Annotated in this window: 16 protein-coding genes; 9 read left to right on the top strand and 7 right to left on the bottom strand. The window is 69.8% G+C overall.

What is annotated here, in order from left to right; all coding sequences use genetic code 11:
• Positions 1 to 61: 61 nt before the first annotated feature.
• On the top strand, positions 62 to 772 hold the full coding sequence (locus OG293_RS39625; protein WP_331751995.1) for a DUF6193 family natural product biosynthesis protein: 711 nt from the start codon (positions 62 to 64) through the stop codon (positions 770 to 772).
• A gap of 412 nt (positions 773 to 1184) precedes the next feature.
• Here OG293_RS39625 and OG293_RS39620 read toward each other — a convergent pair whose 3' ends face one another.
• Together OG293_RS39620 and OG293_RS39615 are read right to left on the bottom strand one after the other, a co-directional pair.
• Positions 1185 to 2819, bottom strand: a complete 1635-nt coding sequence (locus OG293_RS39620) for a hypothetical protein (protein ID WP_406003879.1) — start codon at positions 2817 to 2819, stop codon at positions 1185 to 1187.
• Between the two features lie 1018 nt (positions 2820 to 3837).
• Complete coding sequence (locus OG293_RS39615) at positions 3838 to 4578, bottom strand: GntR family transcriptional regulator (protein WP_331751988.1); 741 nt, start codon at positions 4576 to 4578, stop codon at positions 3838 to 3840.
• 158 nt (positions 4579 to 4736) lie between these two features.
• Between OG293_RS39615 and OG293_RS39610 the strand changes: the two genes are divergently transcribed.
• From OG293_RS39610 to OG293_RS39595, 4 genes are all read left to right on the top strand, one after another.
• Positions 4737 to 5384: a WhiB family transcriptional regulator gene (locus tag OG293_RS39610; protein ID WP_331751986.1), complete on the top strand. Its 648-nt coding sequence runs from the start codon at positions 4737 to 4739 to the stop codon at positions 5382 to 5384.
• A complete protein-coding gene (locus OG293_RS39605) occupies positions 5381 to 5665 on the top strand; it encodes a hypothetical protein (RefSeq protein WP_331751985.1) in 285 nt (94 codons plus the stop codon). The genes OG293_RS39610 and OG293_RS39605 overlap by 4 nt, the downstream gene beginning before the upstream one ends.
• Positions 5662 to 7347 (top strand): DUF2637 domain-containing protein, encoded by a 1686-nt coding sequence (locus OG293_RS39600; RefSeq protein WP_331751983.1) that lies wholly within the window; start codon positions 5662 to 5664, stop codon positions 7345 to 7347. Before OG293_RS39605 ends, OG293_RS39600 begins: the two co-directional genes overlap by 4 nt.
• Positions 7348 to 7444: 97 nt before the next feature.
• Entirely contained in the window at positions 7445 to 8482 is a 1038-nt protein-coding gene (locus tag OG293_RS39595; protein ID WP_331751979.1) for a hypothetical protein, read from the top strand.
• Positions 8483 to 8650: 168 nt separating this feature from the next.
• Here OG293_RS39595 and OG293_RS39590 read toward each other — a convergent pair whose 3' ends face one another.
• Entirely contained in the window at positions 8651 to 10045 is a 1395-nt protein-coding gene (locus tag OG293_RS39590; RefSeq protein WP_331752533.1) for an IS1380 family transposase, read from the bottom strand.
• A 134-nt stretch (positions 10046 to 10179) separates the two neighbouring features.
• Here OG293_RS39590 and OG293_RS39585 point away from each other — a divergent pair, with 134 nt between their 5' ends.
• The 3 genes from OG293_RS39585 to OG293_RS39575 all read left to right on the top strand — a co-directional run bounded on the left by OG293_RS39585 (position 10180) and on the right by OG293_RS39575 (position 11995).
• Positions 10180 to 10620, top strand: a complete 441-nt coding sequence (locus OG293_RS39585) for a hypothetical protein (protein WP_331751978.1) — start codon at positions 10180 to 10182, stop codon at positions 10618 to 10620.
• Positions 10617 to 11480, top strand: a complete 864-nt coding sequence (locus OG293_RS39580; RefSeq protein ID WP_331751976.1) for a hypothetical protein — start codon at positions 10617 to 10619, stop codon at positions 11478 to 11480. The genes OG293_RS39585 and OG293_RS39580 overlap by 4 nt, the downstream gene beginning before the upstream one ends.
• A gap of 278 nt (positions 11481 to 11758) precedes the next feature.
• Positions 11759 to 11995: a hypothetical protein gene (locus tag OG293_RS39575; protein ID WP_406003878.1), complete on the top strand. Its 237-nt coding sequence runs from the start codon at positions 11759 to 11761 to the stop codon at positions 11993 to 11995.
• 299 nt (positions 11996 to 12294) lie between these two features.
• Here OG293_RS39575 and OG293_RS39570 read toward each other — a convergent pair whose 3' ends face one another.
• Positions 12295 to 12639 carry a hypothetical protein gene (locus tag OG293_RS39570; RefSeq protein ID WP_406003877.1) on the bottom strand — a complete coding sequence of 115 codons (345 nt, stop codon included), beginning with the start codon at positions 12637 to 12639 and terminating at the stop codon, positions 12295 to 12297.
• A gap of 84 nt (positions 12640 to 12723) precedes the next feature.
• Here OG293_RS39570 and OG293_RS39565 point away from each other — a divergent pair, with 84 nt between their 5' ends.
• On the top strand, positions 12724 to 13260 hold the full coding sequence (locus tag OG293_RS39565; RefSeq protein ID WP_331751970.1) for a hypothetical protein: 537 nt from the start codon (positions 12724 to 12726) through the stop codon (positions 13258 to 13260).
• Positions 13261 to 14254: 994 nt separating this feature from the next.
• Here the strand turns inward: OG293_RS39565 and OG293_RS39560 are convergent.
• The 3 genes from OG293_RS39560 to OG293_RS39550 form a co-directional block, all read right to left on the bottom strand.
• Positions 14255 to 14419 (bottom strand): hypothetical protein, encoded by a 165-nt coding sequence (locus OG293_RS39560; protein WP_331751968.1) that lies wholly within the window; start codon positions 14417 to 14419, stop codon positions 14255 to 14257.
• 60 nt (positions 14420 to 14479) lie between these two features.
• A complete protein-coding gene (locus OG293_RS39555; protein ID WP_331751966.1) occupies positions 14480 to 14863 on the bottom strand; it encodes a hypothetical protein in 384 nt (127 codons plus the stop codon).
• Positions 14864 to 15356: 493 nt separating this feature from the next.
• Positions 15357 to 15983 carry a hypothetical protein gene (locus OG293_RS39550; protein ID WP_331751964.1) on the bottom strand — a complete coding sequence of 209 codons (627 nt, stop codon included), beginning with the start codon at positions 15981 to 15983 and terminating at the stop codon, positions 15357 to 15359.
• Between the last annotated feature and the right edge of the window lie 948 nt (positions 15984 to 16931).

Below are 16931 nucleotides of genomic sequence, written 5' to 3'. Positions count from 1 at the left end.
CCATCTCCTTGCACGCCTGATCGTCGTTCCTCACGTGGCGTTGCGACGGCAGACTGTGGAGGTGAACTCTGATCTCTATCCCGACCTGGCTGCCGCGCTGGAACAGCTTGCCGCCGAACTCGGCATCGATCTCACGGTGGTGCCTCACGATGGAGGGTCCCCTGTTTCGGCGGGCATCGCTTCGTCAATCCCGGGGCGCAGGCCGCTGTCCGTCTACATCGGGGCGGATGACCGCTGGTTCGGCGTTTCCGGCTGGGGCCAGGGGGTCGAGCTCATCACCGGAGCCACGCCCGACCTGGCCGATGTCGTCAGGGCTGGTGCGGCATGGGATCAGGGCAGGAGCCTGCGGGAGTTGCGGGCTGGGCTGCCGTTTCTGCACGTCAGTGAGCGCGCCGAGGCCCACGAACGCGGGCCGGCCGCAGTCGTGGAGCTGCAATGGCGCACGATGCGGGAACAGGCTGCCGAGGCCCCGGATTTCCCTGCGTTCGGCGAGCTGGTGGAAGCGGCGCATGCCGAGCCGAGGCTACGACAGCTTTACGTGTTCTCCAGTCACTGGACGCTTGGTTTCAGCTCGTGCACCGGGTTCCCGTTCCATGTGGAGGTGGCCATCGCTCCGTCGCACAACGGCAGCCCGTACCTCGTGATGACGCATCCCCATTCCGTCGTGATCGGCGAGGCTGCCACAGCTGAGGAGGCAGTCGCTTCGGCGGTGTCCCACCTCCCCGCTGGGCTAGGTCCAGCTGTTGCGGGAACCGCCGAACGGGATGAGTGACGCATCCGAGAAGGAAGCGGCAGGCCGAATCTAGTCACGGACAGTCATCAACATCACGGTCAAATGACTCTCCGTCAGGTGGTCGGGGGCGGGGAAATTCAACTGGCCACCCACGTGGTCAACGGTCAGTCTCAAACTGCGGCCACAACCTTGACCAGGTCCCTGGTCAAGGGGAAACGCAGTGGCCGCGAGCCCTGGTCACGGGGTCAGGGCCCGACCGGGTCGTCGGGCGCCGTGACCGCCTTCGGGGCGAGGATGGACCGTCGCGTGCCAGCCGTCGGGGCCACCGGGCTGCCCACCCGGGCAGCCCGGTGGCGGTGCATCGTCGACTGCCCGTGCAATGCGCCGGGAGCATCCGGGTCGAGCATCGCCGGCGGGCGAGAACACTCGGCTGCGCGGATCGGCCGGCGGCTCACGATGCAGCGCACTCCAGCTGGCGGGTCCGGCACCGGACGCAGAGGCCGACGGTGCCGAGTGCCGGGCGGGTGCATCCCGCGCCGTCCCATCCGGTGCAGGCTTCCGGCGCCACCGCGAGCACTGCGGCAGCCGTGGGCACGCCCGTCCGCTTGTCCCTGCACTTCTTGCACAGCCCGTCCTCCGCCGCGCGGTTCACCCGGAGGACGAGGCACCCACAGCCTCGGCACTGGCCGCGGGGAACCGCGGGGGCGGCCGGAGGCATCGCGATGCCGACCGGGTCGGGGCGGTGGGGCGCGGGCTCCTCGGGCAGTGCCTCGGCTCGGCGTCGGTCGTGGACGACCTCCTCGCACACCGAACATCGGTGGCCGCTGCTCCACAGCACGCCGGCCTCGCAGTCGAAGACGCCGCAGCCCCAGTGCGGCAGGCCGACCCCGAGGAGCCACCGGCCGGGATCGCGGATCTCGTCGGTGAAGGTCCGGCAGGCCCGTGTCTCCAGACGCTGCCGAAGCCGGGTGTCGTCGATGCCGGAGCGCAGCTGGCGGCCGACTTCGCGGGCGATGCGCCGCTGCATGTAGATGCTGGTCTTCCGGTAGAGCCAGTGCACCGGCTCGAGGACTGCGTGCACCCGGGCGCTGATGGTGAGCTCAGGTCCGCCGTAGGTGCCGTTCTGCTTGGTCAAGGGGGTGGCCGAGGGCCTGGTCAAGGGGGTCTGGTTGTCATCCGCGCGCAGCGCGAGCTCGTCTTCGGCCCCGGCGTGCGGCGGCTGTGCAGCGGGGTTTTCCACACCTTCATCTACTTGTACTTCGCCAACGGCGGGTGAGAAGGGGGCGCGCTCGTCATCAGGTCGGTCAGTCTTAGGTTCTTCCCTAGTCGCGAGCGATCCCGCATCAGCCGAGGAACCCGATCCCTCACCAGACCCAGAAGTCGAGGAGGGCGAAGAACAGGTAGAGGCCGGTTGTCCACAGCCCGGTGCCGCGGAGGGGTCGGGCGGGATGTCATGGGCGACGAACCGGTGGCGGCCGCGCGCACAGGCCCGCCGCTCCACGGTGATCCACCGCGTCGCCTCCAGCTCGTCGACGATCTCGCCGGCGGCCGCGGTCGTCAGCGGCTGACCGACCCGTCGACCGCTGTGGTGGTGCAGCGCCCCTGCGATCTCCGACTCCGTCAGGGGGATCTGCTGGACCTGGGCGTACGCGATGAGCGCGTAGGCACGCAGATGCCGCGGGGTGAGGTCCTCGGCAGCGGCCACCGGGATCCACACGAACCGCTCGGTCGAGCTCAGGGGCCGGACACGCCGCCGCGCCGAGGTGCCGCTTCCGCCGGGCAGGGAACGACGGGTCGAGGACAGCTCGACGACACCGTTGGGCCCGGGCCGCATCAGCTGCGTCATGCCGCGCTCGATGGAGGACTTGGACACGCCTAGGTACTCCGCGATGGTCGCCGTCGCGGCCGTGTACCCGTCGGGGCGCAAGGCCAGCGCGGCGATCTTCACGTACACGCTCACCGCGATGTCGGCGTAGTGCGGAGAGACGACGAGGCGCAGGGGCACCTTCACCCGCTGGCGCCGTTGCGGGCGCACGGCAGCGCCAGCCGGCGGCGGATTGGTCGGTACTGCGGTTGTGCTGGGCACGCTTCTCCTGGCGCACCGGTACCGCGGAGCGGCGACCTGGGTGCGCTGGGTCTCGACGGCGTCCCCCGGGGGACGCGATCTTGGGGTCTGGCCAGAAGCACTCGGACGGGAACTGAAGGAACAGGCCCTTCAGCTGCTACTGGTGTCGAAAAGGCCGACGGTGTGACAGTCCGGCCGAGGAAATCCCTGACGGGCCTGTGACCTGCAGGTCAAGGGGTGCCCTAGGTGGTGGCAGGCCCCCTTGGCCAGGCCCGGGAAGGACTGCTGAGTCGGCGCCGTGAGCGAGGTGTCGGCGCCGCTGGTCAAGGGGAGACGGACGAGCCCGGCACGGAGGTGTCCCCCAGCCGGGTCACAGGCCCGCGCGAGCGGCCACGCGGCGTGGTGCAGTCGGCACGGACGGGCGAAAAATGGCCGCGAACGACGTGCATCGGTGGCGTCCGAGCTGACAAAGGGCATGGCTGTACTGCAAGTTCTCCCGGGTCGCCCCGGGAAACGACGAACTCCCTCGGGGGGATTGCTGCTGGATGGCAGTGATTGCCGGACCGATTCGGTCTGGCCTTCGCTCGGACTGGGCCGCTAACCCGGGACTGAGCGGTGACGGCTGGCAGAGGAGCCGCTAACTCCAAAGCCGGCGGGAAGGGCGAGGAGCGGCCTTTGCTAGAGGCGCCCGCCCGGAGTTTCTACGAGATCATCGACTTCCCCTTCCAGGGGCTGCGCGTACCCGGACCGGGCCATGCCGACGAGCATCCGCGGCAGCGCCCCGGACGCGGCGCGAAGCCCGCCCGGTGCCTTGAGCTGCAAGCAGGTTCACGTCATGAGAGAGCCGCGTTCTCGGTTCACCGGGCCCTGACTGGACGCTGTGCGTCCTGGGGCCTGCGGGTGAGGCGTGTAGTGGATCAAGCGGAAGCCAGCCTATCCCCTGGGGCGAACCGTGCACACGCATTAGGACCGTTGTCGTCGGGCCGTCTGTCGTGCACTGAAAAACGCCGCAAGGAGAGGAAGTTGACCAACTGAGGCGCTAACTGCCGCTTTCCATAAGGATGGTCACTCTATCCGCCCGTACCACTGTCAATAGGTATGAATGCGGGCGTTCTTTGGCATAGCCCACTCTGCGGATCTCCAGCACCGTGAGGCCGTGCCCCCTGAACAGTCCGTTCTCCTCGGCCGTCGCAGGCCGGGCCGACCAGCGGCTGCTGTGCCCCGTCTCCCGGCGTGCGGCGCCGGTGACGAAGGGGTCCACGGTGACGGCGTGACCGCCGCCGGCCGCGTCGAGCTCGGCCGCGGTGAGCAGTGTCTGCAGAGCCCACGGCGCTCCGCCGTGGAGCAGGACCGCCTGGCGCTCGAAGAGCCGTGCGCTCGGGGGGAGGGCGAGCGCTTCCGCCGCCTGCTGGTTGACGGCCCTGGTGCCGGCGCGGAGGTCGCTGTACCCGAGGTTGTCGGTGTCGACCGGCCAGAGGTGGCCGTCGCCGGAGACCCGCACCTCCAGGTGCGGGAAGGACTGCAGTACGCGCGTCCTGCGGCGGGGGGTCATCTCGACCAGGCCCTCGACCTCAAGCAGGCGCAGCGCCTGCCCCATCGTGTTCTGCGCGACGCCGTACTTCTCGGCGAGCTCCCGCTGTCCCGGCAGCGCCTCTCCGGCGGCGAACGTGCCCGCCGTGATGTCGGCGCGCAGCGCCGCCGCGGCGCGTTCGTGCGGGTGATGGGACGTCATGCCCACATCTTGCCGCACCAGCCACTGCTGCTTCGTCACGTGATCCACCGCCTTCTCCTTGACGTGATCCGCATGGCCATGCATGATCTGACTCAACTGACGCAATCAGTTAAGTCAGATGGGGCCTGAAAAAGCAATCGACCCCCGGGGCTGGTATCCCCGGAGGCCGCGGCGCCTCATCCACCCGTCACAGGAGATGAGAACGCATGAACACCATGATGGCAGCTTCCCCGCCGGCTTCCAGCGGAGTCCGGGGAACGACCGAAGCCGACATCGCCCAGTACGTCGCGGACACCGAGTCGATCGACGGCCTCGTCGCCGGCGGATACCTCGCCGGCCACGACGGCCGCCTCATCGCCCAGCAGTTGCGCGCCCCGCAACTGCGCCGGGCCGTCACGCACTCGGTGTGCCACACCGTCCAGCCGGACGTCGACAACTTCTACCAGGAGGACGGCGAGCCGGACGCCGACTGGCAGCGGCGGCGCGCCATTACGGTCCGCGACCACTGCACCGTGTGCCCGGTGCGCGCCGCGTGCGCCGAGCTCGCGCTCCGCGACGACGACACTGTCGGGATCCGTGGCGGCCTGGCGCCGGAGAAGCTCCACCGCCGGCTGCTGGCGGAGACCAAGAGGCTGGACCGTTCCCGCGCCGAGGACGAGCGCGCCGCCGAGGAGCAGCAGGCCCGCATCGCCGTGGCCGCCGAGGTGCAGCGACTCGCCGGCCAGTACATGGGCAACTCGGTCAGTGCCGACAGGCGCGAGAAGAACCGTCAGCAGATCAGCGAAGCCGTACAGCGCCGCGACGAGCTCTTCTCGGCCCGCCGTCGCACGGCCGGCTGGACGGCGGCGGCATGAACCCCGCCGGCGACGAACACGCCCTCAACCGAGCCCTGGTCAGCGCCCTCGCCCACCGAGACGACGCCCTGTTACTGCCCGTCCTCGTCCCGGCAGGCGCTGACGTACCGCCGATCAACCCGCTCACCGTCCTGCTCCTGGCCCGGATCCAGGCGCTCACCTTCGAGCGCGACGCCTTCAAGGCCTGGGTCACCCAGGACCCGGCCCCGCCCAGCGACATCCAGCTGCGCGCCCGGGCCGCCGAGGCGGCCGGCAACCTCGCCAGGAGGGACTCCCCGTGACACCCGACCTCGCCCCCCATGGCGCGGCCCTGGCCGAACTCTTCGGCAGCTGGCAGTTCGTCCTCGGGGCGCTCGTCCTCACCCTCGGGCCGGCGATCGCCCTGCGCCGGCGCCGCGTTGCCCTGGCCGCGCTCACCGACGACGAGCGCGCCGCGGCCGGCGACCGCCGCGGCCGGCGCGTCGAGGACGTCCTCACCGTGGTCATCGCCGCGGCCGCGGCCGCCCTGTCGGCCACCGGTCTGCGACGGGTCGGCCACCACCAGATGGGCCTGAACGCCCCGTTCGACCTTCTGCCCTTCATCGCGCTGGACGTCGCCGCGATGGTCTGCGGCCGCCGAGCCCGCCGCCGCGCCCGCGACGGCGATGGGCCGGGCCTGTCCGGAGCTCTCTTCTGGATTCTGGCCGGCATCAGCTCGGTCTTCTCCGCGTCCGAAGCCGCCTCCCTCCTCGGCGGCGCCGTTCGCGCGGTGTGGCCGGTCCTGGCGGCCGTGCTCTGGGAGATCGGCTCGCTCGAGGAGCGCCGCGCCGCCCGCAACAAGGGCGAACGCCCGGACCGTCGCATCGCCCTGGTGCGCCTGCTCCACCCCGTCGAGGCCTTCCGCGTCGCGCTGCTGCTCGCCGCCCGCCAGGACCTGGCCCAGGAGGAAGCCACCGCCGAGGTCCGCATCTCCCGGGCGGCCTACCGCTGGTACCGGCTGCGCCGTGCCCAGGACGCGGTCAAACGAGCCGGCGGGATGACGCGCTGGGTATACCGCCTCGTCGAGATGCATGCCGACGCCCGCGCACAGGATGCCAGCGAACGAGCAGGATGCTCCGACCCCGCCATCCTGAACCGCGTCGTCGCCCGCTTGCAGATGCGCGTACGCCAGTCCGACATCGCCGGGATGAACCTGAGGAATCCCGCCGCGTTCGAGGGCATCCTCAACACCCTGATCGGCACTATCCCGACCATCCCATCCCAGGCGGCCGACCCTCATCCTGCGCCCTCATCCCACCCCGCCAACGACGAAGAGCCGCAGTTCAAGACCAGGATGGCTGAGGGCGGTGAGCCCGGGGACGACAGTGACGACGAGGACACCGCCTCGCCGCACCCGGACGTCGACGCCGAGCAGGATGAGCCGCCGGGCGCGGAGCGGAAGACCGACGAGGAAGTCATGGCCGCCTTCGTCGAGACCGTCCCGCGCAAGGATGACGGCACGTTCGCCTGGGGCATCAACAAGTGCGCCGAAGCCCTCGGCATCGGCAACCCGCGGGCCAAGCGGTTCCTGAAGACGCAGGCCGAGTGGCTGCCCGAGGCGCTGGCATCCCATCCCGCGGCGCACGGCGCCGACGGCGAGGAGCCGGACCACTTCGACCAGGCCCTCGCCCTCGCGAACGAGCCGCCGCAGCCGGCCGCCGCCCCCCCCGGGCCCTCGATCCCGCCCTGCCACCGGCCGGCCAGCAGCTGGCCATCGACGAGCGCTTCGCCCTCGACCCGACCGTGGGCGACTTCGAGCAGCACGACAGCGGCCTCCTCCTCCCCGCAGCAGCCGGCATCCGCCAGCCCTGACCTGACGCCCCGCTCCGCAGGGCGCCCGAAGGCTGCCCGCGAGCACGACCGTGAGGACCACCCATGCCCGCCACCTTCGACCAGCACGTCAACGAAGCCCTCGACCTCATCGCACCGGCCCGCCGCCAGGTGAACGCCGGCCGCCCGGCCCGGACCGCCGGCGCCCCGCAACACCGCCTGCCCCGCCTGGCCCTCGTGCGGCGCCCCGCCCCCCACGAGGGGAGCGAGCAGTGAGTACCACCCCTTCCACCCGTGGCCGGCGCAGCCGGGCGCACGACGACGCCATCCAGGGCGAACCGCACGCCACCCCAGAGACGGAGGACACCATGGGAGCTGACGAGACGCAGCTGCGCCGCGTCCTGTCCCGCATCGGTGTCCGGCCGCTCGGTCATGCCGAGCAGCCCGTCGACGAAGAGCCCGAGCCCGCCGCCCACCCCGCCCCGGACCAGCAGCCCGTCGCCGCCACCCGGCGAAACCCGGCGGAGCCCGGCGGCGGCCGACTGCCCGCGCCCGGACAGACCATCGACCTCACGGAGCCCCCTGAGCAGCAGGCCCGGGCGGACGAACCGACGCTCCCCGAGGAGCAGGACGACACGGCAGACCCGGCGCAGCCACCCGAGACGCGACGCGTGGGTGAGGCGGCGAAGAGAGGGTGGCCGCCCCGCGTCCCCTGGCGCCGACACGAGGACAAGGACCAGGCCGAGGGCCCTGCCGCCGAGGCCGGCGACGACGACCTCCCGCAGCCGGAAGGCGACCAGCCCGACTGGTACCGCGTCCAGAAGACCGACGATCCGCAGGCGCCGGACCCGGGCACCTACGAGGTGCACAACCACTACTACGGCACTGGCCAGAACTCCTCAGCACCCGCAGGGGAGGGGGCCGGCCGGAGCCGCAACCGCGGCTCCCTCACCGCGTGGTGGGCCTCACTCACGCCGCTGCAGCGGTTCATCCTCCACAACGGATCAGCCGCAACCGCCGGCGCCTGGGGCTGGGGCATGTTCACCGCCCAGTGGAACACCGGCCTGCCCCAGTGGACGCTCGCCGTCATGCACGACGCCGCCGCCAGCAGCGCCGAGCCGTCCACCCCGTTCTTCGTCGGCGGCGGCGTGGTCCTGCTCGCCGCTGTCGTCGGCGGCGGCATCACCGCCTTCACCGAGAAGTGGCTGTACCGGCTGCCCTCGTTCTGCGCCGCAGTCCGCTTCCTCACCCACATCCCGGTCGCCTCCGCCGGAATCGCCCTCCTGCTCTTCTCCGCCCCCACTCTCTAAGCCTTGATCCACCGAGGTGGTTCGAGAGTGATCTTCTGATCGATTTCTGTGTCCGCTTTGGGCTGGTGGCTGGGTGTGGGCAGGCGGCATCTGCTGGTCTGCCCAGCTTTTCCACGGGTTCGGTTCCGGTTGGGCCCTGGTGGGCGGGGTGGGCAGGGGCTGTTCGGGTCAGCCGGGTGGGCCGTGGACGGTGGTGAAGAGGTGTGTCCAGGCGTGCTGCCAGGGCCAGTTGTGGGGCAGGTGCAGAGTGACGCGTCGCGCTGAGCGGGCGATGCGGGCCGGAACCTGGACCAGGTGGGCGCGGAGAGTAGCGGTGGTGGCCTTGGCGTGGAACGCAGAGGCCAGGGAACCAGCGGCCCGCAGCAGGTTGTAGGTCATCGCCCACAGGGTGAGCCAGGCCGCGTTGGCGTGGAAGTGCCCGGACGGCAGATGGGCCAGGGCCGAGGCCTTGCTGTCCGCGATGACCTGCTCGACCACGGCATGGTGGCGGTGTTCCCGCTCGGCCCGCAGCGTTGCGGCGGGCTGGTCGGTGAAGAAGGGGTGGTAGCGCCAGACGGGAAACAGCTCGTCCTGCTCGCCCACGACGGCGGGTTTGGCCAGGTCACGGACCCGGCGCACGATCAGCCGGGCGGTGACCCGATCTGCCTTCTTGCGGCCGGTGAACGCGGTGTACTCGGGTATCTCGGCGACTTCGGCGTCCGAGATGAGTTCACCGGTCTCGGGGTCGGGGACCGCGGTCGGGTAACTGATGTGCTGCCAGGCGTCGTGGGGGATGCCGAGAACGGCCCGTTTGATGGAGGGGTTCATCCCGGTGGTGACCGAGAAGTGGGCGCCTGCCCGGCGGCAGGCGGCGATGACCCCGGCGTTGTAGAACTGCGAGTCGGCCCGCAGGATACGGGTCCCGGTGCAGCCGGCCTCGGCGGCGGTGGCCAGGGCCTCGCTCACGAATTTCGGGGCGCCCCGGGAGTCGGCTGCTTTGCCGCGTCGCATCCGCACTGCGGCGATCACCGGCCTCGACCGGGGGGTGCAGACCGTGGCGAGGAGCGGGTGCAGGGTGCGGATGCCCTTGAACCGGCCGTACTCGGCGCCCTGTTTCGCCCGGCCGTAGACCCGCCTGTGGGTGGAGTCGACGTCGACGAACGCCACCTCACCACCCGCACCCGGCAGCAGCGGGGTGCGCGCGGCGAGTGCGGCGAGGAACCTGCGGTGCACGGCGTGGAGTTGCAGAGCGTGTCCGTGGGTGAACGCACGCAGGAACGTGCCCAGCGTGGACGGGGCGCGAATACCTCCGAACACCGTCGGCATCGCCCCGTGACGCAACATCGCCAGGTCATCGATACTGTCCGCGCCCGCTGCCATGCCCGCGACGATGCTGGTGACCTTGGCGTCCGCCGCCGCACCCGCCCCGTTCCTCGCCCCGGTCAGCTTCACCTTCTCCGTCACCAGTCGCGACAGCCCGCACCGCTCGGCCAGCCGCAGCACCGGGACCAGCCCAACCTGCGCGATCAGATTCGGATCATCGAACACAGCGGAGACCGCCGCCGGCGTATGGGAAACTTGCATCTCGGAAGTGCCTTGCTGATCGCGCGTGCTGGAAGCCTGAAGAACTCCCATCATCGCAGGTCACGAGGCACTTCCTCGTTTCAAGAAGAGTTATCCACAGATGCCGGATCGGTGGATCAGGGCTAAGGACACCCGTGACCAGCCTGCTCGCCGCCGGGGCCGGAACCAGCGCCCTCGGCCCGATGTCTGCCACCGCCGTCAGCGTCATCTTGATCGTGACGCTCATCTACGGAATCTGGGGCAAGGGGAAGAAGAAGCTGGCCCGAGGCCCGGCCCAGGCCATCGGCTTCTTCGCCGAGCTCGCCTTCCTGCGCGCCGACTCCTGGCCTCACGACCTCGGCACCGCCGTCCAGGACATCCCGCGCCAGATCGCCGCGAACCCCGATCTGGGATCCATCGGCATGACTGCCGTGGTGATCATCCTGCTCGTGCTGTCCTCCTTCGCCCCCATCGTGCCGTTCACCGGTGCCCTGTGGGGGATGCTCACCGCCGCCGCCATGGCCGCGGCACAGGGCTCTGTCTGGCGGGCGATCATCGCCGTTGCCACCGCCGCGCTGTCCCTGGTCGGCGCATGACCGGCAAGCCCGACGAGAGCCGGCCAACGACGAAGACCGCCAAGCGGGAACGACGCAGGCCCACTCTGGAAGAGATCCCGTTCGTCCGCGAGGTGCCCGTCGTAGCCAGCGCCACCATGGTCGTGCTGCGCTACGTGGGCGCCTGGCTGCGCGGAGGCGATGAGGAGAGCGGCGGGTTCGGCGTCCGCCTGCTCGCCCTCAGCATCGCCGGCTACGTCGCCCTCTACTTCGCGGAGAAGCATCCCGGGCTCTGGTACGCCTACGGCGGCGCGGGCTTCCTCCTCGTCACGACCGTCGCCGTCCGCACCGGCCTGTCGGCCGGCCGAACCGTGAAGGACCTGGAAGCCGCCCAAGCTCCCACCGCAGCCGAGGAGGAGCAACCGAGCACCGACCTCCAAAACGATCATGAAATGGCGGGGGAGGAGCACCTCGGAGCGGAGCCGCTCACCGTCAGCCCGGCCGAAGCGGACGCGGCGTTCGGCTTGTTCGTCGAGCACAACGTCGCCTTCGCCGTCCGAACGGATCCCAAGGGCGACCGAAAGGGCGTCCACACCGACACCCTCCTCAAGATCCTCCATGCGAAGGAGATGTTGACCGACTGGACCGAACCCATGCTGAGGCAGAAGTGCAAGTCCCTCGGCATCCCCGTGCGCAAGCAGATGGGCATCCGGGGCCGGAACTACTTCGGGGTCCACATCGAGGACTTCGAGCAGTCCCTCGGCAGGGCTGTACGCGTACCCCCGCAACTGGTCCCAGACCTCACCGTGAACGCCGTGAACGCCCCCACCGCACCCCCGTCCGAGCCCCCCGCTCCACCCTCCGAGATCACCCTCATCCAGCCCCCTGCAGGAGCCGGCTGAACCACCCGCCGCCGCCCCCTGCCGGCCGCCGTCCGGAGGGGGCGGCTCGGCGCTCACAACAGGCCTTCCCCCGGCTTCCACTCCCCTACCGGGCAGAGGGCAGACCCACCCCCTACTAGCCGCATCTACGACTGCCTGACCTGCGGATCTATCCCAGCGATAGATGCGTCTATCGCGCCCATCTACCGCGCCCTACCGGCTTGTTCTCGTCCCGCTGCGCGCGGCCGCCCGGTACGGTCGAAGCACACTTCAGAGGACCAGTGGAGGGGGAGCCCGCGGTGGCATGGCGGTACGGGTGCGGCCCGTGCGGGGTCACGACAGGATGGCTGCCCAAGGACCAGGCCTCCGCCAAGCGGGATGAGCACCGGGATGCCGTTCACGCTGGCATGATCCCGACGGTCGAGGTCTTCGAATCCAACGCCCGGCCGATCGCCAAAGATCCGGCCGCCCTGCGCATGTGGGCGATCATCGCAGCCGTCTGCGTGATCGCCTGGATCACCCAGAACATTCGCTGACCGGGGCCGCGTAGTGGTGCCTCCTACCCCGTCCCGGCCAACCAGCGCCTGACGAAAGCCCAGTGAGGTCGTGCGCTCAACTGGGCGTTGCGTATTAAGAATTCAATGTGTAATGTGGATCTCGACGGAGAAAGTTCCGCATCCGTGTCACACGCAGCTCGCCTACGACACCTGTAGCAGTTGAGCGCACCCACACACCTTCCGGGAGTCCACCGTGACCACGCCCCGCACTCTGACGCTCGGCACTGCCATAACGGCCGCCGCGCTCCTCGCCCTCACCGGCTGCGCCAATAGGCCCGTCACGCTCCGAACACGCCGTAACGGCGTACCGCAACGAACGCCCGTCCATCACCCGGCTCATCCTCGAAGCGCGCTGGGCGCACTACCGCCTCACCGACACTCTGGAACACGACCCCGACAGCAACGCCGTCCCCGCCCTGCGCCGCTTCCATCTCCTGCACGCCGGCGCGCTCGTCGACGTCCTCGCCCTGCGCACCCAAGACCCCGACCTCTACGAAGCCGCCCGCGACCACGGCGCCCTCCTCCGCAAGGTCGACGGCCTGGCCCTCGACGACCACCCCCACAACGGCCTCAACCACCTGCGGGCCCAATACGCCCGACTCCACCACCACACCCATGGCCACGCATACCGAGCACCCCACGCCACTGACGACTCTCTGCCGCACCAGCGCCCGTTCCGCCGATCCGGCCCCCGGCTGGTCCGCCAAATGCTCGACACCTACGCCTGGGCCAACCTCGGCCTCACACCCCGCTTCCCCGCCGTCGACGTCGCCAGCGAACAACGGCAACACCTCATGACCCGCGGACTCCTCCTCGACTGGGCCGCCACCGCGGCACCGGCCGACAACGCCGCAGCGGCGGCCGCGGCCACCGCCGGCCACGCCCTGCGCGCCCTCGACCGCCGGGCCGCCCTGAGCGACCTACGCGCCCGCGCCTACCTCCTGGACGCCTTCCGCGACTTCGACGACCAGGACGAAGACGACCACCCGCATCCCCACGACTGCGCAGGGCGCTGCGACGGCACCGGCGAAGTCCTCACCGTGCTCACCTGGGAGCACCACGGCACCGCCGTCCACCAAGAGCCAATCCAGTGCTTCGGCGCCCCCACCGCCCACGCCCCGGACTGCACTACCTGTGAGGGCCACGGCTTCACCTACACGTCCGGCTACCGCGAGCTCTGCCTCGATGGGCGCATCGCCGACAACGGGCCGGTCGCGACCACTGTGTCGCCGCAGGGAGCATGACCCCACGACGTCTCAGCCGGCCAGAACCGCTGGCGCCGAACTGCCCGCCCGACCTGCGCAGGCGCCGGCCCTCCCGGAGCCACTCCCTCGGACTGTGATTTCTCTCCCCCACCCGAGAGGGGGAGAGATCTCCCCCACCACGGCTACTGAGAAATCTCCCCCCTGGCCACTGAGAAATCTCTCCCCCCGGAAGGGGGGGGAGATTTCTCCTCTCCGAGAACGCAACTGCCGTGGGGGTGATTTCTCCCCCCTCCGACATCCGGGGAGGGGAGAGAAATCACCCCCACGCGAAAGTCAGGACTCGGCCCCGCAGACCACCGCCAAAAGCCAACTTGCCCTACAACTTGCCCCACAACATGCCCTGCAACTTGCTCTACAGCTTGCCTTTCAACTTGCCCCACAACTTGCCCCCACGCTGCGCCCCCGACACGGAAAGCTGCACTTCAGGGGGACGGTCAAGGGGCTTGGGACGCGCCGACTACTTCTCTACGAGACCCCCAAGGGCAATGAGGACATCAGCGAAGAGCCACAGGCGAACGACAGGAAGGAGGAAGCCGGCGGGGGGAGGAAGAAGCGACATGGATGGGAGAGCAGCAGCAGGACGGGAGGGAGCGAGGGAAAGAGGAGCAACAGCAGGACGGGAGGAGAGGGGGAAGAGGAGCAGCGAAGAGCGAGAGCGGGCGGAGCGACAACAGCAAGTGAGAGGAAAGCAGCAGAGCACAACAGCCGAAGAGGTAGAGGAACAGAGGGAGCAGCGACAGACGAGACACGGACAGACCACGAAGCACGAGACAGGAAGGGAGAACGGAAGCGGGACGGCCCAGGGACGGCGAGCATGAGGCGGAGAGCCGCAACGGTGTGTAGAGGGTCGGGGAGTTGAGCAGGTCGCCGAGGGCTGTGGAACGCAAGCGGCCCCGCCCAGCGAAACGCTGAGCGGGGCGCGAGCATGGGGGGCGGGGGGAGGGGCGCGCCGGGAGGGGAGCGGCGCGCGAGATTACGAGGCTGCCCGGAGCATCCGCCGCGCGGCGGCCCGGCCGCTGGCGCTGAGGCGCTCCGCCGCGTGCAGTCGCAGTGCCCGCGCTCGCATGAACGCGGCGGCGGCCTCGGGGTCGCCGCTCGCTGCGCGGGCAAGCAACTCCGTGATCTTGCTGTCAGTCATCAGGGGTCCCTTTCGGTGGCGTAACAGGTCGTGCCGCCCCGGCGGGGCGGCACCCGGTGCTTAGAACCAAGTCGCCCCACAGCCGAGGTCGTCGCGGGCAAGGTCCCGAAGCGCGGACAGTTCACCGTGCGTCCCGCACTCGACACACGTGCCGCCGCGCCGGTCCCCGCCGGACTCGAAGTCCCCGATGCGGATGATGTGCGGACGGGCTATGGGGGTCTTGATGATGGACACGATCAGGCCGGACTCGGGACGCGCGGCGGCGCGCTGCGCGAAGTACTCCATGCGCTCCTGGATGTCCTCCAGGTCCTGCTCGGCGAAAATCCAGGTCAGTCGCTCCAGGGAGCCGGGCTCACCGTACGGAAGCCCGGTCGCGGGGCACATCGCCGACTTCTCGGTGACGGGCGTAGCGACCTTCGGCGAACGGCGAAGCAGGGCAAACATGGAATCTCCCAGGGTGGCGGTGACCGGCTGATGTGATAACACTACACAATGAAAATAGAATAGGCAACAGAGCGACCGACGGTAGGCGGGGGCGGCCCGGCCCCGGTGAGTGCGGGGCCGGGGCCGGGCCTGTGGTGGGCGCGGGCGGCCCTTGGAGGGTCGGGCCGCCCGGCCCTGGTCTGGGACTACCGCCGTCGCGGGCTAGGGCTACAAGGGGATCCGGGGGGATTGCGCGTCCAGCCGTGCCATGTGGCAGTCGGGGCAGAGGTCCGCTCCGCTCTCCGTCTCGTTGCCGCACTCCTCGCCCCATCCGGGGCAGGCGGATATCTCAGGCTGGCTGTTGCGCTGCGGCATCTTCGGCTCATCTCTACTGGTGTTGGGCGGTGCGGTAGCTCGGGGTCCCCCGGGGGCCCTGTGGCGGGCCCCCGGGGTGGGGGGTCGGGCCGGGCGGCCCCTGTGGGGGGTTGGGGTCGCCCGGCCGTGTCCTGGGGGGTTAGGCGGTCTTGTAGCCGTTGAGCTTTTCGACGAGTTCGGCGCGGTAGAGGGCGAGTGCCTGGGCCTTGTCGTCGAGCTTGGTGATCTGGGCCTGGATGGCTTCGGCGCGCTGGGCGTTGAGGAACTTGGTGTAGGTGGCCTCGCGGGCCGGGGTGTTCTTGTCGGCCTGGTAGGTGGTGACCAGGGCGGTGACGAGGTCGCGGACCTTGTCGAAGGTGTCCGGGCTGGCGTTCTCGGCCGGGGAGTTGGTCTCGAAGGCCGAACCGAGCATCTGCTTGCGGAACTTCAGCAGCGGCGCGGCCCCGTTGTCCGTCTCGGCGGTCAGGTCGGCCGGGTTGACCAGGTGGCTGCCGACCACGTACGGCAGCTCCATGTCGCCGAGCTTCGGGGCGTCGGTCCGCTCGTGGCGGTTGGTCCCGCTGCCCTTGCCGAACTGGACGTTCAGCAGACCCTCGACCTTGGGGAACAGCTCCCAGTTCGGGTGGACCACGACCGTGCCGATCGGGAAGGTCCCGTCCTGGAGGACGCGGGACAGGTCGTAGACCGACTCGCCGTTCTCGCCCGTCTCGACCGCGTACGAGTAGGTGTGACCGGCCGGGGTGGTGAACGTCTGGGTACCGGACATGAAGATCCCTCCAAGGGAGTCAGTAGGTGGTTTCTCGGCCGGTTCTTCGTTCCCCCGACCTCGTGATAACTACTGTACACATCGAATCGTGAATACGCAACACATGAACGGGACCACCCCCACACGCTCAACCAAACCAACCCCCAACTAGAAACCTCACCCCCCGCCACCCCCACCCCGCGACCAACCCCACCAACACCCCCGCCCCGCCCCCGACTCACCCCGACCCCACCGGCGACCACCCGACCCCACCCCCGCGCAACTCCGGATCTAACACCCCCCGCGGGCCCACAACGCGAATCTAACGCCACCTCGGAAACCCACCCCCGCCCAACCAGCGAATCTAACACCCGCCCCGTACGCGCCGATTGGGGCGGCCCCGGATCTAACACCCCGGGCCATCGGATCTAACACCCCCTCAAACAGCGAACCCCCGAATCTAACGCCACCCCACATGCGCCCCGGAAAGCCGCACAGAATCCCGCGAACGCCACACGCCCGGGAACCCCTTCCCCAACCCGCCAAGAGCCCTGTAGGCTGCTGCTACAGCCCCCAAAGAGGCACCCCGGCCCCGCCGGAGCAGCCCCCGGGCACGGAAAGCGGACACCCCGTCAATTCCCGCCGCACAACTTGAATTCCAGGGGCTCGAACCCCTAGAATGATCTGGCAGCACAGGAAATCAGGACCACCCGCAGAGAAACACCACCGGGACAACCTGAAAACCCGTCGAGAAACCACAGAAAAGGCCCGCCAGGACCACCGAGGGAACCCCCTCCACCTAGCCAGCCATTCGTTAACCCCAACCACAGGAAAGAGAAACCGAATTCACGGCCGGACCGCCCGCCGGCCTCCGGCCCGCCCCGCGGGCCGGCTCCTCGGCCGGCCCCCGGCCGGCCGGTCAGCGCTCTGCGCTGACGGTCTTTCAGAGGGCGCTCTGCGCCCTCTGTA

This window comes from Streptomyces sp. NBC_00829, from assembly GCF_045161795.1.
In the GTDB taxonomy this organism is placed as follows: Bacteria; Actinomycetota; Actinomycetes; order Streptomycetales; family Streptomycetaceae; genus Streptomyces.
The sequence above is the reverse complement of the archived record's forward strand: the minus strand, read 5'-3'. Positions and strand labels throughout refer to the sequence as shown.